The sequence below is a fragment of the Yersinia antarctica genome (assembly GCF_056636475.1).
The window spans coordinates 462706-487036 of sequence record NZ_JBSJQF010000001.1 but is presented as its reverse complement, the minus strand read 5'-3'; the positions used below and the strand labels follow the sequence as shown (position 1 = coordinate 487036).

Sequence of the window (24331 nt, the reverse complement as noted above, 5' to 3'; positions counted from 1 at the left end):
TTACATATTCTTTTGCGATACATGTCGAATAGATTTTAATGGAGAAAGCCATGATCACGCGTCCGCTGACGTTATCTCTTCTTGCCAGCCTGATTGCTGTCGCGACTTCAATGTCTGTAGCAACTGCTGCTACCGTTGATTTGCGGGTATTGGAAACCACCGACCTGCACAGCAATATGATGGATTTTGATTACTACAAAGATAAACCTACCGAAAAGTTTGGTCTGGTGCGCACTGCAAGCCTGATCAGTGCTGCCCGCCAACAAGCGACCAACAGCGTACTGGTGGATAACGGTGACCTGATCCAAGGTAGCCCGCTTGGTGACTATATGGCAGCCAAGGGATTGAAAGCCGGAGAAATTCACCCAGTCTACAAAGCAATGAATACGCTGGATTATGCGGTGGGGAATATCGGTAACCATGAGTTTAACTACGGTCTGGATTATCTGAAAAAATCGCTGGCTGGCGCAAAATTCCCCTATGTGAATGCCAACGTGATTGATGTGAAAACCGGTAAGCCGCTGTTCCAGCCTTACCTGATTGTCGACACACCAGTGCAAGATCGTGAAGGTAAAACCCATAACTTGCGCATTGGTTATATTGGTTTTGTCCCGCCACAAGTGATGATATGGGATAAAGCGAACCTGAGCGGAAAAGTGACCGTTAACGACATCACCGAAACAGCCAAAAAATGGGTACCGGAAATGCGCAAGCAAGGTGCTGATTTGGTGGTGGCTATCCCGCACTCTGGGCTTTCCAGTGACCCTTATAAAACCATGGCGGAAAACTCAGTTTACTACCTCAGCCAGGTGCCGGGGATTGATGCCATCATGTTCGGCCACGCCCATGCCGTTTTCCCTAGTAAAGATTTTGCCGCCATCAAAGGTGCTGATATCGCTCAAGGCACCTTAAATGGTATTCCGGCTGTGATGCCGGGCCAGTGGGGTGATCACCTGGGGGTGGTTGATTTCGTCCTGAATAATGATAAAGGCCCATGGCAAGTTACTGGAGCCAAAGCTGAAGCGCGCCCGATCTACGATAAAACAGCACAAAAATCGCTGGCAATCGAAGATGCCAGTCTGGTGAAAGTGCTCGCAGCAGACCATCAGGGTACTCGTGACTTCGTCAGTCAACCGATCGGCAAAGCATCAGATAATATGTACAGCTATCTGGCACTCATCCAAGATGACCCGACAGTGCAGATTGTGAACAATGCTCAACGCGCCTATACCGAACACTTTATTCAAGGCGACCCCGATTTAGCCAATCTGCCGGTACTCTCTGCCGCCGCCCCCTTCAAAGCCGGCGGGCGTAAAAATGATCCCGCCAGTTTTGTTGAAGTGGAAAAAGGTGAACTGACCTTCCGTAATGCCGCCGATCTCTATCTGTATCCGAACACTCTGGTGGTAGTGAAAGCCAGTGGGGCGGAAGTTAAGCAATGGTTAGAGTGCTCTGCCGCGCAATTCAATCAAATTGATGTGACCAGCAGCAAGCCACAATCGTTGATTAACTGGGATGGTTTCCGTACTTATAATTTTGATGTTATCGATGGCGTGAAATATGAAATCGATGTCAGCCAACCTGCGCGCTATGACGGTGAATGCGCACTGATCAACGATAAAGCCGAACGGATTAAAAACCTGACATTTAATGGCAAACCTATCGATCCGAAAGCCACATTCCTGATTGCGACCAACAACTATCGGGCTTATAGCGGTAAATTTGCCGGTACGGGTGACAGCCATATTGCATTTGCTTCTCCTGATGAAAACCGGGCGGTACTGTCGGCTTATATCAGTGCTGAAACCAAGAAACACGGGCAAGTTACCCCACAGGCTGATAATAACTGGCGTCTGGCAACGATCGACAGTAAGCAGCCACTGGATATCCGCTTTGAAACGTCACCAAGTGCTAAAGCCGCTGAATTTATCAAACAAAAAGCGCAGTACCCGATGAAAGCACAAGGTACTGATGAAATTGGCTTTGCCGTTTATCAAATCGACTTACAGAACAAATAATCTCGGATAACAGCGCTTCAACGCGCTGTTACTTTTCACAAGTACCTCTTTGTGGTTATATCGCAATCTATAACATGTATTTATTATGCATGTTATAGACGTTTAACTATTCAATGAGGTGTCATTATGGATTACCGCAATCAGTCTCTCGGTGCCCTGGCTATCGCTATTCCACGAGCCACAAAATTATTCCGTCACCACCAGCTCGATTTCTGCTGTGGTGGTAAACAGACACTGCTACGCGCAGCCAATAAGCTGAACCTGGATATCGATGAGCTGGAAGCACAACTGAGTGCCTTGCAATCCGAGCCTCAGTCATCTGAAGATTGGCAACAGCAGTCGCTGGCTAATATCATCGATTTTATTATCAGCCGCTACCATAACCGCCATCGTGAGCAGTTACCGGAATTAATTCTGATGGCGGAAAAAGTTGAACGGGTACACGGCGAGAAACCAGCCTGTCCGCGTGGACTGGCGGTTGAACTTACTGCAATTTTAGAAGAGCTAACCCAGCATATGTACAAAGAGGAACAAATTCTGTTCCCAATGATAACCCGTGGTATGGGGTCTCAGGCTGGTGGGCCAATATTTGTGATGGAAGCGGAACACGATGCAGTTGGGCAGCAGCTAGAAGTGGTAAAACAGTTAACACAAAATGTCACCCCACCAGAAGGAGCCTGCAATACCTGGCGGGCACTCTACACCGGTATCAATGAATTCATAACTGATCTAATGGAACATATTCATCTGGAAAACAATTTGCTGTTCCCGCGCGCGCTAAAAGGCGAATAATCTCGCTATTGGTCATGGCCGGCATCAATAAATGCAAAAGGGCGACATCACGCCGCCCTTTCTGGTTTCACCGCATGCAGAAATTACAGAATTTCCAGCAGTTCCACTTCAAACATCAATGCGCTGAAAGGTGGAATAGTCGCACCCGCGCCACGCTCGCCATAAGCCAGGCCGTGCGGGATGTACAACTTCCACTTAGAACCTACTGGCATCATGGATAAGGCTTCAATCCAACCAGGAATAACACCACTGACCGGGAATTCTGCTGGCTGGCCACGTTCAACTGAGCTATCAAATACCGTACCGTCAACCAGACGGCCCGTATAGTGCACACGAACACGGTCCTGGCGGGATGGGATCGGGCCTTCGCCAGCCTGTAACACGGAGAACTGTAAGCCAGACTCAGTGGTGGTCACATCATCACGCTTGGCATTTTCTTCTAAGAAGGTTTTGCCTTCTTCTACCAACGCACTCTGGCGATCAACACGCACTTTATCAGCCTTTTCGTGCACTTCTTGTAGTGCGCGATGTATTACATCAACCGGGACGGTCGGTGCATTCCCTTCCATCGCGTCACGCAAACCTGCCAACAGTGCTTCTGGCAATAAACCTTCCAGCCCGGACTCTTGCAATTGCTGCCCGATTTGTAAACCAATTCCGTAGCTCGCTTGCGCTTCAACGCTATCAAAAGAAGGGGTCGTCATGGATTTTCCTTTAGTCACTCATCATATTGAAGCTGCCAGCATAACAGCAGCAGGGGAGCGCGGTAAAATCTTGCGTCGTGAATGATGACTTTTGTCGAAGAAAAAGAAACAATGACACCCCGCGCGTGGACCCCGTTGAATGGCTCAAGCCAGTGATTCGGGTAATTAAAAGCACCCAACAAACCGTAGTTTGGAAGGTAACGGGGATAAAGGTATATACTTAGAAGCCTATGGGGTTACCGCCCATATTTAATTTTATGTTGTTTTACGTTGTTGAAGAGAGGTTACCATGGGCAGAATCGCGCCCAGGAGAAGGAAGAATAATCGGGTTTATCAACCACTGCTGCACACCTGGCTGACGATTAGGCAGAAGATCATGCCGGATTCTAAAGCTGCCGATGAGCAAAACCTGATGTCTGAAATCAGTGCGCCTGAGCACACAGCCTCTGCGGAGAACGTTGTTACTACCGAAGATAGCGTTTCTGCAAACGTTAATGTGCCCCCTGAATCCGTGGCAACCGCCACAGCAGAAAAAGGGATCAAAGGTCTGCTGCTGAAAATCTGGCATTTGCCGGACAGTTTCGAATGGATGGAACCTTTGCCTCTGTTCCATCGCCGCTGGGTTATTGTCGCCACCGCTGTATTGCTGCTGGCACTGCTGTGGCCCGCATCGCGGGATAACACCAACCTTTCCTTCCCAGTGAGCGCGCCGTCCAGCAGCGCGCCACTACAAGCCCAATTACAGGGCAATCTTGATGCTCCGCCACCTCCAACGGTGGCGTCTCCCGAACCCGAACCACCGACTTTGACGCAGGGAAATTGGCAAAGTTATCAAATTCAATCAGGGAAAACACTGGCACAGTTATTCCGTGATAATAACCTGCCGGTCAATGAAGTTTTTGCGATGGCACAGGTTGAGGGTAGCGATAAGCCATTGAGTAATCTGAAAGCTGGGCAAGAAATCAAAATTATGTTGGACGCTCAAGGTGTAGTTGCCGCACTGGCCATTGAAACCACCAATAATACAGAAGTGCTGTTTACCCGGCAGAGCGATGGCAGTTATCGTCGCGACCGTTAATCGCCGTTATCCATAGCCACTTTTGTCCTGCCCGTTACCTTCTTTGATATTGTCACGTCGTCTCTTCCGAATTAGGTTGTTTTCTGGATGGTTAACGCCATCCACCATTGATAACCACATTCATATACCCAATAGATTTCAAGATGCAGCCAGGCGACAAGCGCATAGAACCCGATGAGCGTCCCCAAGAGTCATGACTATCGCCAACACACCAGCAGCCTGAAAGATAGCGGGGAGAAATAAAGGGAGTGACTATGATATGAAATACAAATTACCTTTTTTAATGCTATTCACCTCGTTTGGTACCTTAGCTCAGTTGCATTGCCCGCCAGTGGATACAATTAAACAGATTGGTGGAGTTTACAGTGCACCTGCGGCAGGTAATGAAGAATGGGTTGGCATATTACAAGGTACCCTTCCACCAAACAGTTCAGTTAAAAATTTTAGTGAAGCGCTGATCATCATTGATAGTGATAAAAACAATATCGTTGGACAGGGTGAGTTTCAAAAGTGTACCTATAACTTGCAGGCGCAAGGTAGGCAGATAGATATGTTCTACGGTAATAAAACTTGGCCAGTATCGGTCAATGGGCAACCACTCTGGGTGTACCAACAAAATCCTTTTCTAGAAATTTACCAGTGTTCAGGTGTTGCCGCCGAAGAGTGCAAGTTTGAAATTTTAGCGGCGGGTTAAGCTTTTAGTGTTGAGCCAAACATGCAGATGACTATTTTCATCAACCACCAGATAGCAAAACGCCAGCACGAGGCTGGCGTTTTAGCAGGTTAACAGCAGCGTAACTTACGCTTCTGCAACCACGATCACGTTCAGTTTAGCGAACACGTCGCTGTGTACCTGGAAGTGAACTTCATGATCACCTGTGGTACGCAGAACGCCATTCGGCAAACGAACTTCGCTCTTGGTAACTTCAACGCCAGCCGCAGTTACTGCGTCAGCGATATCACGAGTACCGATAGAGCCGAACAGTTTGCCTTCATCGCCAGATTTAGAAGCGATGGTGACACTGCCCAGTTCGTTAATTTTGGTTGCGCGAGCTTCAGCAGCAGCCAGAACGCCAGCCAATTTGGCTTCCAATTCTGCACGGCGTGCTTCAAAGAACTCTACGTTTTTCTTCGTTGCCGGAACAGCTTTACCTTGTGGAACCAGGAAGTTACGAGCATAGCCCGCTTTAACGTTCACTTGGTCACCCAGGCTGCCCAGGTTTGCTACTTTATCAAGCAGAATAACTTGCATTACCTTATCCTCTCAAAGTCGTTAATGGACAGTGGCCGATTACTGATGACGATCAGTGTACGGCAACAAAGACAGGTAGCGTGCGCGCTTGATACAACGGGCGAGCTGACGCTGGTATTTTGCGCGAGTACCGGTAATACGGCTCGGGACAATTTTACCACTTTCAGTGATATAGTTTTTCAGCGTAGCGATATCTTTATAATCAATCTCTACAACGCCTTCCGCGGTAAAACGGCAGAACTTGCGACGACGGAAATAACGTGCCATTTGGCTAGTCTCCAGAATCTATAAATTCAATCTGCTCGGCATGCAGAACCAATTTGTTCAGCCCATTGCGACCTTGATGGCAGCTAATGAAGCCTTCAACGGTTAACTGACTGCCGACCGTTATACTGTGAGTTAATGCTTGTGACTTTTGTCCGCTGACAATAACCGGCATTCTGCACCATGTTTGTCGGCTAAATCCGGCTTCCTGCTGTGTTGATCGGTGCTCAAGCACAAATTGACAATGCGGAATACCAGAAGGACTTACTTTTCGAACCGGCGTCTTGCACACTGTGCCAGAAAGTACCAGACGATTAGTGGTCACCACGGCAATTACTCTTCAGAATCCCCAGCTTCAGAATCATCATTGGCTTCTGATGCGAAGTCGTGACGCTCACGGCGTTCGTCTTTCGCTTTAACCATTGGTGATGCTTCAGTTACCGCGTGTTTAACGCGCATAACCATGCTACGGATAACGGCGTCGTTGAAGCGGAAGTTTGTTTCCAGCTCATCGATCGCTTCCTGCGGGGCTTCAACGTTCAGCAGAACGTAGTGAGCTTTATGCAGTTTATTGATCGGGTAAGCCAGTTGACGGCGGCCCCAGTCTTCCAGACGGTGAATGGTACCAGCAGCATTAGTGATAGTTGCACTATAGCGCTCGATCATGCCCGGAACCTGTTCGCTTTGGTCAGGATGGACCATAAAAACGATTTCGTAATGACGCATCGATTATTGCTCCTTACGGATTATTCAGCCTCCTGATAGGGTCAACCGCGGCCCATGGAGGCAAGGAACGTGTTTGTGTGCGGCTGAAAAATGACGCGTAACTATACTTGCGGGCGGTTTGAAACTCAAGGACTGACGGGGATTTATTCTTGTTCTGGCCCTTACTTCGCTAAAAAGGCATTTTTTGTTCATTAAATAACCAATGGATGTAGATCCATTAGTCTATTAAATCTTTCAATAAAATCATTGGCTCAGTGAAAATATCATTCATTTTTTTTGACCAAGTGAATCAATTACTACGTATTTTTAAATTAACAAAAGCGACTAGAATTATTTACATCCACCGCATATTAAGCGGTAGCGTTAATGGAAAGTTATTCAAAGTATATAAACATACTCTAAATAATTCGAGTTGCAGGAAGGCGGCAACTGAGCAAATCCTCAGGAGCTTACACCAGTAAGTGACTGGGGTGAACGAAGGCAACCAACGCGCCTGCTACTTGAAGTATGACGGGTATAAAATATTGGAGTCACCTATGAGACATACACTCATCATCGCAGCCACAGTCAGTTTGCTCTTATCCGCCAACACGTTTGCCGCCACAGAAATCAGCCGCCAGGAAGCGATGCAGCAGCAGCGTGTCAGTATCGGCGAGATCTCTCTTAACCATAATGTGGTGTCACCGGATGACGCCGTGGCACAAATTAGCAAAATGGCTGATGAGCGCGGTGCTACGGCATACCACATTACTCAGATGCATGAGCCGGGTAGCAACAGCTCAATTCGGGTCAATGCTGAGATTTACCGTTAGACGCAGCAGTATAGATACAACACCGGTGAATACGACGACCAACAACCAAAAAAGCCCTTTGATATGCCCTTGCCCCCAGACCTTTGGGGGCTTTTTTATAAGTGGCTGCTGAAGAATGTGACTCCAGCCTTTAATGCACTTGGGGTAATTTTGTGGCCAATACCGGCCTCGGTAATATAGGTTAGCTGATTAGCGCGCCCGCTTGCCCTTAACGCCTGTACCAATCGCGTACTTTCTGCTGCTGGCACCACTTCATCAGCCTCGCCATGCCAGACCAATAAGGGCCGCTCTGCAATCTTTTCTAACTGATGGTTCAGTTCATAATCCGCCAACGGCGCTAAACGGCGCTCAAATTCAGCAGCGTTGACCGACTGCCCCGCTTTCAATGGCGGAAACAACGAGCGGGCCAGTGAGGTAAAATCACCTGACCCCATAAAGTCTGCGGCCACTTTCACCCATGGATAGCGAGCAAACGCCCCCAATGTGGTCATACCGCCCATTGATGCACCCGCCACGCCAATGCGATCACCGTCAATCAATCCTGCTTGTTGATAATGTTGTTTAATCGCAGGCAACTCATCAATGTTTGATTTCAGGATCTCCCAGAAATAGGATAAGCGCTGTGATTCATCACCGTTAAACCGCGCACCGTGCATATCCGCATCTGGCAAGATGGTGCGAAAACCGGCTTGTGCGAAGGCATAGGCGAAGTAGGAATAGACCTCTTTCGATGAGGTGTAGCCATGATAGAAAAAAATGGTCGGTAGCGGCTGCTGGCGTTTACCCGCAGGGGTAGCATGAATCACCTCAATACCATTAATATTTTCCAGCGATATCTCAATCATGGCAAAAATCCTTTATTGATGCAGCGGCGCGTAAACAGGAAAAACCAGCGTAATATACCCAAGGAACAAGGCAGTGTGCCAAAATGAGGATATAAAGTCTTAAATCAATTTCTTCCAAGATATTACGCTTCACCTTGGGGTTTTACGGTAACCGCGCCGTTGATAAAGAGGCAATAAATGAAGATAAAACGTGTGATGGGGGTTTTGCTGCTGGCGCTCGGGCTTTCGGGTTGTAGTGTTTTGCATACGACACCAGCCCCCCCTCCTGCAATCCAGCCTTATGCACAAGAAATTACCCGCGCCCAGAGCCTTAATTTGCAAAAAGTAGGCACCGTCTCAGCACAGGTATTTGGTAGCCCGATGGATATAGAAGCCGAAATTCAACGTAGGGCTAATGCCAGTGGCGCGCCCTACTATTTGATTATTATGTTGTCCGACAGCATTTATCCCGGCACCTGGTATGCCAACGCACTGCTGTATAAGTAACTCATTGCTGCTGACTGCTGATTCCCCTATTGAAAGCCGCTGCCGCGACTGAGTAGTCGCGCGCAAACCGCTTCCGGCAGCATATATTGATCACGGTGATCCAAGGTCATGCGGCACCAGGCATCGGCCAGTGGTGGTGAGGCAAAACGCAGTAGCTGAGAAGCACAACACAGATCGAACAGTTGCTGAGTTAATGCCCGCCCTTGTTCCTCTTTGGGGTTTTTCAGCCGCTGCTGTAATTGCCGCCACGCACGATCAAACAATCGATTCTGCCCGCGAACCGGATAGAACTCCTGCTGTAGCATCTCAAGGGCTGCCGGTAGTTTGCGAAATGTGCGCAACACATCAAGGCACATAATATTGCCGGAACCTTCCCAAATACTGTTTACCGGCATTTCACGATAGAGCCGTGGCAGTTCACTCTGCTCACAATAGCCAATCCCACCCAGCACCTCCATCGCCTCGGCAACAAACCCACTGCCTTGCCCACATACCCGATATTTAGCCGCAGGAGTGAGTAGACGGCTAAATATCTTCTCATGAGCCTCATCTGACTTTCCCCAGGCGCTAGCTAAGCGCATCAGCAGTGCTGTATGCCCCTCCAGACGCAATGCCATGCGGCTCAGCACTTGTCGCATCAAAGGTTGGTCTACCAGTGGCTTACCAAAGGCCTGCCGCTGCCACGCATGATACAGCGCGACGGAAAAGGCACGCCGCATCAGACCATGGCTACCCAGCGCACAATCAAAACGGGTATAGCCCCCCATTTTTAAAATTTGGCGCACACCGTCGCCCTCATCCCCCAATAACCAAGCAGTCGCATTATCAAACTCAACTTCACTGCTGGCATTGGAGCGGTTGCCAAGTTTATCTTTCAGCCGTTCTAATCGAATGGCGTTATAGCTGCCATCCGGCAATATTTTAGGCAGAAAGAAGCAGGATAGCCCGCCATCGGTCTGCGCCAACACTAGGTGTGCATCACTTTGTGGTACCGAGAAAAACCACTTGTGCCCCACCAGACGATAAGCCTCACCATTGCCCCGCCCCTCCAGCGGCTCAGCCCGGGTAGTATTACTGAGTACATCGGAACCACCCTGTTTTTCTGTCATGCCCATTCCTATCAACAAGCCCCGTTTCTGGCTACCAATGGACTGATGGGGATCAAAGCGATCAGAAAGTAGTGGCGATAGCCAGTTTTGAAATAGTGGTGGGAGTGTTTGCTGTAGTAGTGGGATAGCACCAAAGGTCATGGTTATTGGGCAGAGCGTGCCCGCTTCCACCTGTGCATGCAGGATAAAACGCGCCGCACGGGCGGCAAAAGAACCGATTCGAGCATCTTCCTGCCACGGTAGATTATGCAGGCGATGATTGACCAGCTCTTGCATTAACATATACCACGCGGGATGAAATCGCACTTGGTTCAACCGCTGCCCGGCAGCATCGTAGCGCAATAACTCAGGAGGATTGGTGTTTGCCAGCCGCCCAAGTTCAAGAGACTCCTGTGATCCCAATTGTAGCCCGATCAAAGAGAGAGTCTCTCCATCCCAACCAGCGTGTTCACGCATCACTGCTTCCCGCAACGCCATGTCAGACAAAAATAAATTACTGTTCGACAATGGCTCCGGCTGATTGAAAACCAAGTGAGTCTGCCACTCCATACCTTCCTCCATTTCGGTATTCTATCCTTCGTACCTGAAGCCGCAGGGGTGTTAGCTACGCTTACTCACCCGAATCACTCACCGTCGTGCGCTCATCGGGACTCGTTCACTTGCCGCCTACCTGCAACTTCAGTTACTTTGGATATAACTGTACCATCGGCATTCATAAATCAGGGTTAAGTATGGTGCAGGCGCGAATTTTTGCTGGCAGGCTCATCACAAACGGGGATGAAAGCCCTATATATCACTGATGATTTAATTAAAATTCCTATAAAAAAGCCAGCATCCGTAAATGCTGGCTTTCTGAACTCAATAGCAAAAGAGATATTACGCTTTCAATGCTCGCTGGCGCACAACTTCAAATAAGCAAACCCCAGTGGCAACCGAGACGTTTAGCGAAGAAACCGTACCCGCCATTGGAATACTGATCAGTTCATCGCAATGCTCACGGGTCAAACGGCGCATGCCTTCACCTTCAGCCCCCATCACCAGCGCCATCGGGCCAGTCATTTTGCTCTGATACAAGGTGTGGTCTGCTTCACCGGCAGTGCCAACAATCCAGACATTGTGTTCTTGCAGTAACCGCAGGGTACGCGCCAGATTAGTCACTTTAATCAATGGCACATTCTCAGCGGCACCACTGGCCACTTTCTTGGCAATAGCATTAAGCTGCGCCGAGCGATCGCGTGGCACAATAACCGCATGGACACCGGCGGCATCGGCGCTACGCAAACATGCCCCGAGATTATGCGGGTCAGTTACGCCATCCAGCACCAGCAAGAACGGCATATCCACACTTTCCAGCAGGGCAGGTAAGTCATTTTCCTGATACTGACGCCCTTCACGCACTCGCGCTACGATCCCCTGATGGACACCCCCTTCAACCTGAGAGTCCAGCCATTGGCGGCTAGCCACCTGAATCACTAAACCGGCAGCTTCCAGTTCCGCGACCAAAGGTTGCAGACGGCGATCGTCACGACCCTTCAGAATAAAAACTTCCAGGAAACGTTGCGGATCATTGTCTAGCAGGGCTTTGACGGCGTGAATACCGTAAATAATTTCGCTCATGATGCTCTTTTATAAATGATTAAGTATTAATAAGTAAACGAATGCGGGCGACCGGGGCCGTCCGACAATCAGCAGGCCATTACTGGTCGCTGCTGGTTTTCTTCTTCGCACGCTTGGCCTTGGTGGCGGCGGCAATTTTTTTGGTTTTAGCGGACGCTCGTTTTGCTTTCGCTTTGGCTTTTTTCTCAGCCAGTGCTTTATCGTCTAGTTTAGCGGCGGCATCTGCTGGGCGGAATGCACTATCCGGCTCGAAGTTCACTGGTTTTTTTGCCCGACGAGGCCGTTGCTGCCCACCACCGGCTGGCGCGCCATCACGGCGCGGAGCACCAGATGAACTACCACGCCCACCACGACCGGTTGAGGTATCACGCATCGTGCGCTGCCCATCAGCTTTCTTCGCCTTATCACGGGCTGTTTTACCCTCACCGCGCGGCTTACGGGTACTGGAGACCAGAGCAAAGTCAATTTTGCGCTCATCCATATGTACCGCCTCAACCCGAATTTCTACGGTATCACCCAAGCGGTAAACCTGACCTGAGGATTCGCCGATCAGACGTTGGCCGATGTTGTCGTAACGGTAATAATCATTATCCAGGCTGGAAACATGCACCAAACCATCAATAAACAGATCATCCAAACGCACGAAGAAACCAAAGCCGGTAACACTGGCAATGATCCCGGTGAAGACTTTACCAACCTGATCCTGCATAAAATCACACTTCAGCCAGTCCGCTACGTTACGGGTAGCTTCATCAGCGCGGCGTTCAGTCATTGAGCAGTGTTCGCCCAATTGCAGCATATCTTCGTATTCACTGTGCCAGCCACCGGTTGGTGTCCAGCGCTCTTTCTGATTGCCTTGCTCTTTGGCGAGCTGGTACTTGATAGCGCGGTGCATCGCCAAGTCAGGATAACGGCGGATTGGTGAGGTGAAATGGCCATAAGAGGCCAATGCCAGGCCAAAGTGACCCCGGTTTTCTGGATCGTAAATTGCCTGTTTCATTGAGCGCAGCAACATGGTTTGCAGCATTTCATGGTCCGGGCGATCGGCAACTTCATCCATCAGTACAGCGTAATCTTTCGGCTCGGGCTTCAAGCCGCCACCTAAGGTCAGGCCTAGCTCATTCAGCACGCTACGCAGTGCGGAGATATGGTCATCACTTGGGCGGTCATGTACACGGAACAATGCAGGTTCGTTGTGTTTTTCGACAAAACGAGCGGCTGCAATATTCGCCAAAATCATGCACTCTTCAATCAACTTATGCGCGTCATTGCGCACCGTCGATTCAATACGTTCAATGCGCCGTTCAGCGTTGAAGATAAACTTGGCTTCTTCGGTTTCGAACGCGATACCACCACGCTCAGCACGGGCCTGATCCAGCGCTTTATACATGGTATGCAGTTCTAACAGATGCGGCACCAGCGGCTTATATTGCTCACGCAGTGTCTCTTCACCATCAATAATCCGCCACACTTTGGTGTAGGTCAGACGTGCGTGGGAGCTCATCACTGCTTCGTAGAACTTATACGACGACAGCTTACCCTGTGAGGAGATGGTCATCTCACACACCATGCACAGGCGGTCTACCTGCGGATTCAGGGAGCAAAGGCCGTTTGAGAGCACTTCCGGCAGCATCGGAACCACTTGCGACGGGAAGTAAACCGAGTTACCACGGCTGCGAGCTTCATCATCCAGCGCGGTGCGTGGGCGCACATAATAGCTGACATCAGCAATCGCCACCCACAAGCGCCAGCCACCACCGCGTTTCTTCTCGCAGTAAACAGCATCATCGAAGTCGCGGGCATCTTCACCATCAATAGTGACCAATGGCAGGTTGCGTAAATCCACCCGCCCTTTCTTCGCCTCTTCCGGTACTTGTTCTTTCAGATCCACAACTTGTTTTTCAACTTGTGGCGGCCAGGTATGGGGGATCTCATGGGTACGCAGTGCGATATCCACCGCCATGCTGGTACCCATATTTTCGCCGAGCACTTCAACTATCTTACCTACCGCTTTAGTCCGGCGGGTCGGGCGCTGAGTCAACTCGACCACCACCATATAACCCATCCGCGCACCGTTGATTGCCTCTGGCGGGATCAGAATGTCAAAACTCAATCGACCATCATCTGGCACCACAAAACCGGTGCCGGCATCAGTAAAGTAACGACCAACAATCTGGCTGGTTTTCGGTACTAATACACGCACGATACGTGCTTCACGGCGGCCTTTGCGGTCTGCGCCAACTGCTTGGGCCAATACCACATCACCATGAATGGCGGTTTTCATCTGTTCTGCGGAGAGATACAGGTCGTCTTTACTGCCTTCAACGCGTAAAAAGCCGAAACCATCACGGTGACCAATAACAGTCCCACGCAGTAAGTCGAGACGCTCAGGCAAGGCGTAGCACTGACGACGGGTGAAGACCAATTGCCCATCGCGCTCCATAGCGCGCAGGCGGCGACGCAGTGCCTCTAAAGGCTCTTCGCCGGTTAAATTAAGTTCATTGGCCAGCTCTTCACGGCTGGCAGGTGTTTCGCGCTTCGCGAGATGAGCCAAAATGAATTCCCGACTAGGGATCGGTGACTCATATTTTTCTGCTTCTCGTTCCAAGAATGGATCTTGTGACATTGCGGTTCCTCCGTTGTCAGCAGCAGGTCTTATACCCTGCGTACTTGAAGCCGCAGGGGTGTTAGCTGCGCGCTCTCACCCGAATCACTTACCAGTGTAAGCTCATCGGGATTCGTTTACTGGCTGCCTACCTGCAACTCCAAGTTCTTTGGGTATATATATCTTTGATTAAGCAAAAATCTACTCAACAAGTAACAGTTTGTAGAGCGGGGAATTATCTTTAACCATGTCAGCCAAAGTATAGTTATCCAGCTCGTTAAGGAAACTCTGTACCGCCTGATTAAGCACTTGTTTCAGGCGACAAGCGGGTGTTATGTGGCAAAAATCACTACTGCAATTCACCAGAGACAGTGGCTCCAGTTGGCGCACAACATCACCAATTAGAATTTGGTTAGCCGGTTTACCCAACCGTATACCACCATTTTTGCCCCGCACAGCGGTCACCAGACCGACACGGCTCAACTGATTGATTATTTTAACCATATGATTGCGAGACACACCATATACCTCAGTTACCTGAGAAATGCTGGTCATTTGGCCTTCCGGTAGCGAGGCCATATAAGTAAGCGCCCGCAAACCATAATCAGTAAAACTTGTTAACTGCACGTATACCCCTGAGTATCAATTTACCCGGCTTAACCCCATCGGAAATAACACTTTTTGGATAGGTTATAAGTGCGATTCCAAGTGTGATTCAGAAAACTCATATCCTACATAACTCGAGTTACAGGAAGGCGGCAACTAAGCGAATCCCCAAGAGCTTACATCAGTAAGTGATTAGGGTGAATGAAGGCAGCCAAACACACATGCAACTTGAAGTATGACGGATATATTCTTTGAATGATAAACCAGCCATAAAGCTTGCGGCTAATCATTTAGGTGAAGGGTGGCGCTTTTGGTATAAAACGGCATATCCGAGGTCACTTCTGCATCTCATTATACCCAAAATAGCTGACTTTGCAGTTAACAATGTATTTAGGGTATATACCCTAAATAATTCGAGTTGCAGGAAGGCGGCAAGAGACAGACAAATCGGTCGGGAACCGATTTGAACAGCATTTATGCTAGCCCGTAGGGTGAACCTCAAGGATGAGGCTCATTAACCCCGATGAGCTTACATGAGTAAGTGATTCGGGTGATTGAACGTAGCCAACGCACATGCAGCTTGAAGTATGACGGGTATAAACAATAAACCGGACCTAAGCCCGGTTTATTAAAGTCTGAATTCTGACTATTTGGCGGTTAGCCACTTAATCATAAATCAAACGAATCATGCATCAAATGGGTCGCGCAAGATCATGGTTTCTTCACGATCAGGACCGGTAGAGATAATATCAACCGGAACACCGGTCAGCTCTTCTACTCGTTTGATGTAGTTCAGGGCTGCCTGTGGCAACTTGCTATGTTCTTTCACACCAAAGGTGGTTTCTGACCAGCCTGGCATGGTTTCGTAAATTGGCTCGATACCTTCCCAACCTTCAGCAGCCAGTGGGGTAGTATCAACTTCGCGACCATCTGGCATGCGGTAGCCAACACACAGCTTCACTTCTTTCAGACCATCTAACACGTCCAGTTTGGTCATACAGAAACCAGACAGGGAGTTGATCTGCACGGCGCGACGCACTGCAACGATATCCAACCAACCGGTACGACGGCTACGGCCTGTTGTTGCGCCATATTCGTTACCTTGCTTACGCAGGAATTCGCCAGTTTCATCATTCAACTCGGTAGGGAATGGACCTGCACCTACACGGGTGGAATAAGCTTTAACGATACCTAAGACGTAATCAACATAACGTGGACCCAAGCCAGAGCCGGTGGCTACGCCACCAGCAGTGGTGTTAGATGAAGTTACATACGGATAAGTACCGTGATCGATGTCCAGTAAGGTGCCTTGTGCGCCTTCGAACATGATCAGATCACCGCGCTTGCGGGCGCTGTCCAGCAAGTCAGAAACATCAACCACCATGGCAGTCAAAATATCAGCAATAGCTAATACTTCATCCAGCACTGTTTGGTAGTCAACTGCATCAGCTTTGTAGTAATGCACTAACTGGAAGTTGTGGTAATCCACAATTTCTTTCAGTTTGATAGCGAAGGTTTCTTTGTTGAACAAATCACCGACGCGCAGACCACGGCGGGCAACTTTGTCTTCATAAGCAGGACCAATACCACGGCCGGTAGTACCAATCGCTTTTTCACCACGTGCTTTTTCACGCGCATTATCCAAAGCCACATGATAAGGCAGGATTAATGGGCATGCTTCGGAGAGTAACAGTCGCTCACGTACAGGCACACCGCGCGCTTCAAGCTCTGTCATCTCTTTCATTAAAGCGTCAGGTGCCAATACAACACCGTTGCCGATGATGCTGGTTACGTTTTCACGCAGAATACCTGAGGGAATTAAATGAAGAACGGTTTTCTCACCGTTGATAACCAAAGTATGGCCAGCGTTGTGACCACCTTGATAGCGCACAACATAATTAGCCCGTTCAGTCAGCAGGTCAACGACCTTGCCCTTACCTTCGTCACCCCATTGGGTGCCCAGTACGACGACGTTCTTACCCATCTCAAAAATCACCAGGTTGCTTAAAAAAGGATTCTAACATCTCATTCGGCTGCTTTCAGTACTTTTTAACACATAACTGAACAATTTTTGTGCTTACATTCAGCCACCCATGCGGCTACGCAACATGTAGTAGATAACCACACCAGCAACCACTAATCCGCCACCAAAACGGCGCAAAGTGGCATCCGGTAATTGGGTCATCGCCTGAATCATTTTGCGCCAGGCTTTGGGGTACAGCATCGGGCCAAGCCCTTCGAGCACCAAAACCAGACCCAATGCTAACAAGATGGTTGAATTCATTATTTGTCTCAAATGGAAAAGGCCCGCGTTAACGGGCCTTATTGTTACGGTCAAGACGAGCTGTAACGACAGCCGTTATGGACGTTTGCTGGAGTTATCCGGCGACCTCATATAACGGAAGAAATCGCTATCCGGGCTCAGAACCATCACATCATTGCCGCTGTTAAAGCTGTTTTCATACGCACGCAAGCTACGAATGAAGGCATAAAAGTCTGGGTCTTTACTGAATGCGTCAGCAAACAGACGAGCTGCTTCTGCATCACCGCCACCACGAGTAATACGCGCCTGACGTTCTGCTTCTGCCAGTGTACGTGTTACTTCATAGTCAGCTGTTGCACGCAACTTCTCTGCTTCTTCCTGACCTTGTGAACGATGACGACGGGCTACCGCTTCACGCTCAGCACGCATACGTTGGAAGATAGCATCAGACACTTCAGCCGGTAAGTTGATCTGCTTGATTCGCACGTCAACGACCTCAATCCCTAGCGCTGCCATACTGTTAGGGTTAACCGCAGGCTGTTTGCCACGGGTTTCCTGCTCAACACGGGCTGCCGCAGAGGCAATTGCATCATCAGCTTCGGTGGTCACAGCTTCATCACCCACACTACCGGTGTTCAGCGCATCACGGACATCTGAAGTCAAACGCCCACGTGAGTCAGTAACGATGTCACGCACGTTCAAACGACCAATTTCAGAACGCAAACGGTCACTAAACTTACGTTTCAGCAGCACTTCGGCCTGAGAAACATCACCACCACCGGTGGCCAGATAGTAACGACTGAAATCGCTGATACGCCATTTCAAATAGGAGTCAACAATCAGGTCTTTCTTCTCGTTGGTAACGAAACGGTCAGCCTGGTTGTCCATGGTTTGAATACGGGCATCCAACCTTTTCACGGTTTCGATAAACGGTATTTTGAAGTGCAAGCCCGGTGCATACACCAGCGGCTTGTTATCACTATCACGTAATACCTTGCCAAAGCGTAGCACGATGCCGCGCTGGCCTTCCTGTACCACAAACAGAGAAGCGTAGAGTGCGATTAACACCACAACGACGATAAGTAAAAAAGACTTACGCATTGGTTATTCTCTCCCTACGCGAGTGGAAGTATCACGCTGAGCATTCGCCCGGCGCTGATCCATGATAGAGCCACTGGTTGAGCTGGTATTGGCGTTGCTTGCACCAGACTCTTGACTGCTATTAGCAGAAGAAGGCGGATTCAGACGAATCAGGCTTGTGTCTTTATTGCCATCCGCTGCCTTATCTGCACCTTGGCCGCGCAGCATTTGGTCCAGTGGTAACACCATCAGACTATTACCCTTATCACTCGCTAGTACTTTGCGGGTATGACCGAGGACCTTCTCCATCGTTTCGATGTATAGACGCTCACGGGTAATTTCTGGTGCCGCCTTATACTCAGGCAACAACTTAGCAAAACCTGCGACTTCACCCTGCGCTTCCAACACTTTACGTGCGGCATAAGCACGCGCATCTTCTAACAGACGCTGCGCCTGACCATTCGCCCGTGGTTGGACTTCGTTGGTATAAGCTTCCGCTTCACGAATATACTGTTGTTCGTTTTCACGGGCTGCAATCGCATCATCAAATGCCGCTTTAACTTCTTCTGGTGGACGCGCCGCCTGGAAGTTAACGTCCAGCAGCGTTATACCCATATTGTATGGACGAATAGTTTCTTCCAGTACACGTTGAGTATCGCTACGAACGATGGTACGGCCTTCGGTGAGGATTTTGTCCATGGTGTATTTACCAATAACACCACGTACTGCGCTGTCAGTTGCCTGACGCAAGCTGTCGTCCGGGTTAGTCACGCTAAACAGATAAGCGGCCGGATCAGTCACACGGTACTGCACGTTCATTTCGACGCGAACCACGTTCTCATCAGAAGTCAGCATCACGCCGGACGCTGCCAATTCACGTACCGATTCAACGTTAACTGGCGTTACTTCATCGATAAAGGTCGGTTTCCAGTTCAAACCAGGCTGCACAATGTGGCTTAATTTACCCAAGCGAGTAACGACACCGCGCTCGGCTTCTTTAATTGTATAGAAACCACTTGCCGCCCAGATAACTACCACAGCAACCACAGCAATGCCCACAATCCGGCCACTGAAACCAGGGCCTCTTGTCGTACCACTGTTATCATTGCCGCTGCCGCCACCTTTACCACCGAGGCTACTCAGTTTTTTGCTCAGTTTTCGAAAGATATCATCCAGATCAGGCGGCCCTTGGTCACGACCACCTTTATTATTGTTATTTCCGCCAGAGTTGCCGCCATTATTATTGCTGCTCCCCCACGGATCGCGGTCCTGTCCGTTATTACCGGGCTGATTCCACGCCATGTTTTAGCTCCATTCTTCTATGATTGGTTTTCTTCAGGCCAAGAGCACATGCCAAAGAAGCTGGCTCTTAATCTCACAAAAAAGGTCAAATAATCAACTAATTAGCCACACCGACTAATTAATAATATAACTGACCAAATCTTGCTCTTGTTTACAGAGACGACGCCAATCAACGATAGGCATTCTGACCACCATACCGACGTTTCCGTCCTCGTCTATCCACTCTTTTTCAATTGCCTGAAGCTGGTAAAAACGGCTACGTAGACGACCTGCCTGAGGTGGCAAACGTAATTCAAAGTGTGCGATCTCACCTGAAAGACGCTCCGTCAACGCTTGAAATAGCAACGAGATCCCTGCGCCGGTTTGGGCCGAAAGCCAAACTCTGACTGGCAGATTGTCTTCGTTGCGATCAATTCGCGGGACAAAATCATCCAACAAATCAATTTTATTCATTACTAATAATGTAGGTATTTCATCCGCTTCGATTTCTGCCAAAACAGAATCAACTGCGGCCATATTCTCGGTTACCCGAGGGTCTGCTGCATCAATAATGTGTAACAGTAATGAGGCTTGCCGTGTTTCTTGTAATGTCGCTTTAAAAGCAGCGACCAAATCATGCGGCAAATGCCGGATAAAACCTACCGTATCCGCCAACACTGTATCACCCACATCCGCCACATTAATACGGCGTAAAGTAGGATCCAGCGTGGCAAATAATTGGTCAGCCGCATAAACATCAGCTGCCGTAATTTTGTTAAACAGGCTGGATTTACCGGCGTTGGTATATCCCACCAAAGATACTGTCGGAATTTCAGCACGGGTACGCGCACGTCGCCCCTGCTCACGCTGCTTTGCCACCCGCTCCAAACGGCTCAAAATCAAGCTGATACGGTCGCGTAACAAACGGCGGTCGGTCTCCAACTGGGTTTCACCTGGCCCTCTAAGGCCAATCCCCCCCTTTTGACGCTCAAGATGCGTCCAGCCACGTACCAAACGGGTCGCAATATGGCGTAATTGCGCTAATTCGACCTGTAATTTACCTTCATGGGTACGGGCCCGTTGGGCAAAAATATCTAAGATTAGCCCAGTACGATCAATGACCCGACACTCACACAAACGCTCAAGATTTCGCTCTTGCGCTGCGGAAAGGGCATGATCAAACAAGACGACAGACGCGCCACTGGCTTTCACCGCGTCAGCAATTTCTTCGGCCTTTCCTTCACCGACAAAATACTTAGGGTGCGGTGCTTTGCGACTACCCGTCACAATTTGCAAAGCTTCTACGCCCGCAGAAGATACCAGCGCTTCAAATTCACGCAGATCTTCTGAGTTTTTGTCTTGCGAGAAATAGATATGAACCAGTACGGCCTGCTCACCGGCTTCATAGCGGTCAAACAAACGTGCAACCTCTCAAACGGATTAAAACCGCTAGTGCGGAGAACATAAACCCGAATCCGTTGTTTATGTTCCCCGTCATGGTCGACCAGCAATGCGCTTTATTCAGCGTCATCGCTATCCTGCTGCGGTTGTTGCGGCGCAGACGGATTACTACCATGATAATTATTGGTGCTTCCACTCGGCGTATTGCTGTGATGCGAAACCGGGCGAGAAGGCACTACAGTAGAGATGGCGTGTTTATAAACCATCTGGCTGACTGTGTTTTTTAACAGAATGACAAACTGATCAAAAGACTCAACTTGGCCCTGCAGTTTAATGCCATTCACTAAATAAATAGAAACCGGAACCCGTTCACGACGCAATGCGTTCAGGAACGGATCTTGCAAAGATTGCCCCTTAGCCATTCTATATTTTCCTTATTTGCTTGTTGTTTTTAACTAAGAACCTATCGGCTCGAAAATAAACTGCGTAAAAAAAATCCGCGCGTTGAGTACTAATCAATTGTACACAATCATTCAACCTATGCACTAACAACCTGTATTACAGAGTCTAAAGCCTCTCCCGGCTTATCACTGTCGAGCCACTGAACTGAACTCCAGCCCCGTAACCAAGTCATTTGGCGCTTTGCCAGTTGACGTGTCGCACAAACTCCACGGTAAACCATTTCGTCGTAATCAATCTCACCGGACAGATAAGACCACATCTGCCGGTATCCCACACAACGAATGGCAGGCAAATCCGTATGCAAATCACCGCGGTCAAAAAGCGCCCTAGCCTCTGTTTCAAATCCTGCATCCAGCATCTGATGAAAACGTAATTCAATCCGCTGGTGCAACAGTTCCCGGCTAACAGGCGCAATCGCAAATTGGTGAACCCGATAGGGTAAGGTTTCACCCGAAATTTTAGTCAGTTCCGTTAAAGTTTTACCTGAAATAAAAAAAACTTCCAGTGCTCTAGAGAGCCGTTGGGGATCATTAGGATGAATTCGCGCCGCAGCAACTGGGTCTATCTTGGCCAATTGCTGATGCAATGCCTCCCAACCCAGCTCAGCGGCCTGCTGTTCAATATGCTCGCGCACTTGTGGGTCTGCGGGTGGCAACGGAGATAATCCTTCCAACAGCGCTTTAAAATACAGCATGGTCCCCCCCACCAGCAGCGGAATTCGCCCGGCAGCGGTAATATCGGCCATCACTTTCAATGCATCTTTACGGAAATCAGCGGCTGAGTAGGATTCAGCCGGGTCACGGATATCAATCAGCCGGTGTGGTGCTAACGCCAGTTCTTCAGCACTGGGTTTCGCCGTGCCGATATCCATGCCACGATAGATCAAGGCAGAATCGACGCTGATTAACTCCACAGGTAACCGCTGGCGAAGCGCAATGGAGAGCGCTGTTTTACCACAAGCGGTAGGCCCCATAATAAAAATTGCCGGTGGCCGGTCTAGATTTTCAATATCATTCATGTGTTAGGGTTGCCAATGCAGCCTTTATATCAATAGGTTGTAATAATCCAGCAGGCGGTGATTGCACCAACTGCGGACAAAGACGTTCCACATCCGTCAATAACTGTATCGCTTGAGACATATTCCAAACCTCATGTTCGCTGCCAAGGTGGCGGGCAATCCATGTGGCCAGAACATCTGGCGATATCTCTTCATGCTGCGACAGATAGCCTAACAGTTCCGGTATCAGTTTTTGTAAATTTTGTTGGCGTAATGGTAAAGATACCGCACGTAAAGTGGCTCTTGTCTGCTCAACGGTCAATTCTATCCCCATAGTAACCAATAAGTTCTGATGGCGCAGACAGGCTGCGGCCTCATTCTTATCTAATGTCAGTTTTAATGGAATAAGTAATGGCTGAGGGCGTAAACCCTCGGCTGGCGGATTCAGTTGAGCTTGTTTCAGCCAGCGCTCGGCAACAGTCAGTGCCAATAATGCCACACCTTGCTTATATTCAATCAAAGCATAGCAAGGTGGGAATACCGTTAATACTCGGCCAAAGCTGTAATAATCACCATGAAGTGGTTCATCTGCTGATGCAAAGCGCGGGGCTGGCACCGATGCAGGCTGTTCTACGGCTTGGCTCACAGCGGCGGGTTGCACCAATTGACGATACAATTCGCCTTCCTGCATTTGGTAGGGTTGCCCAGCGCTATAGCCAGGTGCTGCCTGTTCACGGGCAGGAGACCGCGCTGCCGCTAGCGTGGGTTCTGAAGACGATACTTTATCTGAAACCCGTGTCCGTTCTGCCGCTGGCGCTTTTGCAGGCTCTGGTTGCGCATATTTATTCCCCCCCGCCGCCACACGGTTTTCCGGCTGCCAGCGGGGTGCTTCTATCTCTTCACCATCTTCATTGATATTTAGCACTGGCGAGGCAGTCTGCTGTAAAACAGTGGTAACAGCCTGATAAATAAAGTCATGTACCAACCGCGCCTGATGGAAACGCACCTCATGTTTCGCCGGATGCACATTTACATCCACCTGATGCGGATCAATATCCAGATACAAAACATAAGCGGGTTGTTGATCATCTTTGAGTAAATCTTGATAGGCCTGACGGATAGCGTGATTAATCAACCGATCACGCATCATGCGATTATTGACGTAACAATACTGCATTTCACTGAGTGTACGACTGGCGGCAGGATCAGCCACCCAACCACGAATAGTCAAATCACCATGTTGCCAGGAAATGGCCAGTGCATGCTGCAAAAAAGCCGGGCCACAGATGCTCGCCAGCCGACGCTCGTGCTGTGAAGGGTCAGGGGCTGCGCGGTACTGACGCATTAACTTACCGTTATGACTCAGGTTTATTGCCACATCAAAGCGCGCCAGCGCAATGCGCCGCACCACTTCATCAATATGACCGAACTCGGTTTTTTCAGTGCGCATAAATTTGCGGCGCGCTGGCGTGTTATAAAACAGATCCAGCACTTCAAGAGTACTCCCCACCGGATGCGCCGCTGGCTTGATAGTGACGGCCATATCACGCCCTTCCGCATAAGCCTGCCAGGCTTCATTTTGTTCGGCAGTGCGGGAAGTCAGAATCAGACGTGAGACTGAACTGATACTGGCCAGTGCTTCGCCACGAAAGCCCATGCTGAGGATAGCTTCCAGATCTTCTAGCGAACTTATCTTACTGGTGGCATGGCGCGCCAGCGCCAGTGATAAATCTTCTTTGCCGATGCCGCAGCCATTATCGCGGATACGAATCAGTTTGGCGCCACCCCGTTCAATATCGATATCAATCCGGGTAGCTCCTGCATCCAGACTGTTTTCTACCAACTCTTTAACCACCGACGCAGGCCGCTCTACCACTTCACCGGCGGCAATTTGGTTAGCAAGCTGTGGTGGCAGAATATGAATCGGCATAGC

24 protein-coding genes are annotated in these 24331 nt (G+C 49.4%); 6 read left to right on the top strand and 18 right to left on the bottom strand.

Annotated elements, in window-relative coordinates:
* Positions 1-38 precede the first annotated feature (38 nt).
* Together ACWJJO_RS02180 and ytfE are read left to right on the top strand one after the other, a co-directional pair.
* Entirely contained in the window at positions 39-2018 is a 1980-nt protein-coding gene (locus ACWJJO_RS02180; protein WP_372568579.1) for a bifunctional 2',3'-cyclic-nucleotide 2'-phosphodiesterase/3'-nucleotidase, read from the top strand.
* Positions 2019-2144: 126 nt separating this feature from the next.
* On the top strand, positions 2145-2810 hold the full coding sequence (ytfE, locus tag ACWJJO_RS02175; RefSeq protein WP_083160949.1) for an iron-sulfur cluster repair protein YtfE: 666 nt from the start codon (positions 2145-2147) through the stop codon (positions 2808-2810).
* A gap of 83 nt (positions 2811-2893) precedes the next feature.
* Here the strand turns inward: ytfE and bamJ are convergent, their stop codons facing one another.
* Positions 2894-3514: a BamJ family beta-barrel-assembly machinery protein gene (gene bamJ, locus ACWJJO_RS02170; protein WP_083160951.1), complete on the bottom strand. Its 621-nt coding sequence runs from the start codon at positions 3512-3514 to the stop codon at positions 2894-2896.
* Positions 3515-3803: 289 nt separating this feature from the next.
* Between bamJ and ACWJJO_RS02165 the strand changes: the two genes are divergently transcribed.
* Together ACWJJO_RS02165 and ACWJJO_RS02160 are read left to right on the top strand one after the other, a co-directional pair.
* The gene (locus ACWJJO_RS02165) at positions 3804-4592 is read left to right on the top strand and encodes a LysM-like peptidoglycan-binding domain-containing protein (RefSeq protein ID WP_372568578.1); all 789 of its coding nucleotides are present in this window, start codon (positions 3804-3806) and stop codon (positions 4590-4592) included.
* Positions 4593-4851: 259 nt separating this feature from the next.
* Positions 4852-5286: a DUF3757 domain-containing protein gene (locus tag ACWJJO_RS02160; RefSeq protein ID WP_083160955.1), complete on the top strand. Its 435-nt coding sequence runs from the start codon at positions 4852-4854 to the stop codon at positions 5284-5286.
* A gap of 105 nt (positions 5287-5391) precedes the next feature.
* On the opposite strand, the gene rplI is transcribed toward ACWJJO_RS02160, so the two are convergent.
* The 4 genes from rplI to rpsF are packed head-to-tail and all read right to left on the bottom strand — an operon-like array spanning position 5392 to position 6834.
* The gene (gene rplI / locus ACWJJO_RS02155; RefSeq protein ID WP_005186343.1) at positions 5392-5844 is read right to left on the bottom strand and encodes a 50S ribosomal protein L9; all 453 of its coding nucleotides are present in this window, start codon (positions 5842-5844) and stop codon (positions 5392-5394) included.
* A gap of 39 nt (positions 5845-5883) precedes the next feature.
* On the bottom strand, positions 5884-6111 hold the full coding sequence (gene rpsR / locus ACWJJO_RS02150) for a 30S ribosomal protein S18 (RefSeq protein ID WP_002210155.1): 228 nt from the start codon (positions 6109-6111) through the stop codon (positions 5884-5886).
* A gap of 4 nt (positions 6112-6115) precedes the next feature.
* Entirely contained in the window at positions 6116-6436 is a 321-nt protein-coding gene (gene priB, locus ACWJJO_RS02145) for a primosomal replication protein N (protein ID WP_049613473.1), read from the bottom strand.
* Positions 6437-6441: 5 nt separating this feature from the next.
* Entirely contained in the window at positions 6442-6834 is a 393-nt protein-coding gene (gene rpsF / locus ACWJJO_RS02140; protein WP_002210153.1) for a 30S ribosomal protein S6, read from the bottom strand.
* A gap of 536 nt (positions 6835-7370) precedes the next feature.
* Here rpsF and ACWJJO_RS02135 point away from each other — a divergent pair.
* Complete coding sequence (locus ACWJJO_RS02135) at positions 7371-7646, top strand: YdgH/BhsA/McbA family protein (RefSeq protein WP_083160957.1); 276 nt, start codon at positions 7371-7373, stop codon at positions 7644-7646.
* A 95-nt stretch (positions 7647-7741) separates the two neighbouring features.
* Here ACWJJO_RS02135 and yjfP read toward each other — a convergent pair whose 3' ends face one another.
* A complete protein-coding gene (gene yjfP / locus ACWJJO_RS02130) occupies positions 7742-8491 on the bottom strand; it encodes an esterase (protein ID WP_372568577.1) in 750 nt (249 codons plus the stop codon).
* A 177-nt stretch (positions 8492-8668) separates the two neighbouring features.
* Here yjfP and bsmA point away from each other — a divergent pair, with 177 nt between their 5' ends.
* Positions 8669-8977 carry a biofilm peroxide resistance protein BsmA gene (gene bsmA / locus ACWJJO_RS02125; RefSeq protein ID WP_083160961.1) on the top strand — a complete coding sequence of 103 codons (309 nt, stop codon included), beginning with the start codon at positions 8669-8671 and terminating at the stop codon, positions 8975-8977.
* 26 nt (positions 8978-9003) lie between these two features.
* On the opposite strand, the gene ACWJJO_RS02120 is transcribed toward bsmA, so the two are convergent.
* The 12 genes from ACWJJO_RS02120 to mutL form a co-directional block, all read right to left on the bottom strand.
* Positions 9004-10647 (bottom strand): isovaleryl-CoA dehydrogenase, encoded by a 1644-nt coding sequence (locus ACWJJO_RS02120; protein WP_083160963.1) that lies wholly within the window; start codon positions 10645-10647, stop codon positions 9004-9006.
* 315 nt (positions 10648-10962) lie between these two features.
* Entirely contained in the window at positions 10963-11703 is a 741-nt protein-coding gene (rlmB, locus tag ACWJJO_RS02115) for a 23S rRNA (guanosine(2251)-2'-O)-methyltransferase RlmB (protein ID WP_005193288.1), read from the bottom strand.
* A 79-nt stretch (positions 11704-11782) separates the two neighbouring features.
* Positions 11783-14329, bottom strand: a complete 2547-nt coding sequence (rnr, locus tag ACWJJO_RS02110) for a ribonuclease R (RefSeq protein ID WP_372568575.1) — start codon at positions 14327-14329, stop codon at positions 11783-11785.
* A gap of 180 nt (positions 14330-14509) precedes the next feature.
* On the bottom strand, positions 14510-14935 hold the full coding sequence (gene nsrR / locus ACWJJO_RS02105; RefSeq protein ID WP_083160967.1) for a nitric oxide-sensing transcriptional repressor NsrR: 426 nt from the start codon (positions 14933-14935) through the stop codon (positions 14510-14512).
* Positions 14936-15599: 664 nt separating this feature from the next.
* Positions 15600-16898, bottom strand: coding sequence for an adenylosuccinate synthase (locus tag ACWJJO_RS02100; RefSeq protein ID WP_083160969.1), 1299 nt, complete (start codon positions 16896-16898; stop codon positions 15600-15602).
* Between the two features lie 99 nt (positions 16899-16997).
* A complete protein-coding gene (locus tag ACWJJO_RS02095; protein WP_005193214.1) occupies positions 16998-17198 on the bottom strand; it encodes a DUF2065 family protein in 201 nt (66 codons plus the stop codon).
* A 75-nt stretch (positions 17199-17273) separates the two neighbouring features.
* Entirely contained in the window at positions 17274-18278 is a 1005-nt protein-coding gene (gene hflC, locus ACWJJO_RS02090; RefSeq protein WP_083160971.1) for a protease modulator HflC, read from the bottom strand.
* 3 nt (positions 18279-18281) lie between these two features.
* A complete protein-coding gene (gene hflK / locus ACWJJO_RS02085) occupies positions 18282-19559 on the bottom strand; it encodes an FtsH protease activity modulator HflK (RefSeq protein ID WP_083160973.1) in 1278 nt (425 codons plus the stop codon).
* A 114-nt stretch (positions 19560-19673) separates the two neighbouring features.
* Positions 19674-20957 (bottom strand): ribosome rescue GTPase HflX, encoded by a 1284-nt coding sequence (gene hflX / locus ACWJJO_RS02080; protein ID WP_083160975.1) that lies wholly within the window; start codon positions 20955-20957, stop codon positions 19674-19676.
* A gap of 98 nt (positions 20958-21055) precedes the next feature.
* Positions 21056-21361: an RNA chaperone Hfq gene (gene hfq / locus ACWJJO_RS02075; RefSeq protein WP_002209151.1), complete on the bottom strand. Its 306-nt coding sequence runs from the start codon at positions 21359-21361 to the stop codon at positions 21056-21058.
* Between the two features lie 116 nt (positions 21362-21477).
* On the bottom strand, positions 21478-22419 hold the full coding sequence (gene miaA, locus ACWJJO_RS02070; RefSeq protein ID WP_083160977.1) for a tRNA (adenosine(37)-N6)-dimethylallyltransferase MiaA: 942 nt from the start codon (positions 22417-22419) through the stop codon (positions 21478-21480).
* Positions 22412-24328, bottom strand: coding sequence for a DNA mismatch repair endonuclease MutL (mutL, locus tag ACWJJO_RS02065; RefSeq protein WP_481090574.1), 1917 nt, complete (start codon positions 24326-24328; stop codon positions 22412-22414). Before mutL ends, miaA begins: the two co-directional genes overlap by 8 nt.
* Positions 24329-24331 lie beyond the last annotated feature (3 nt).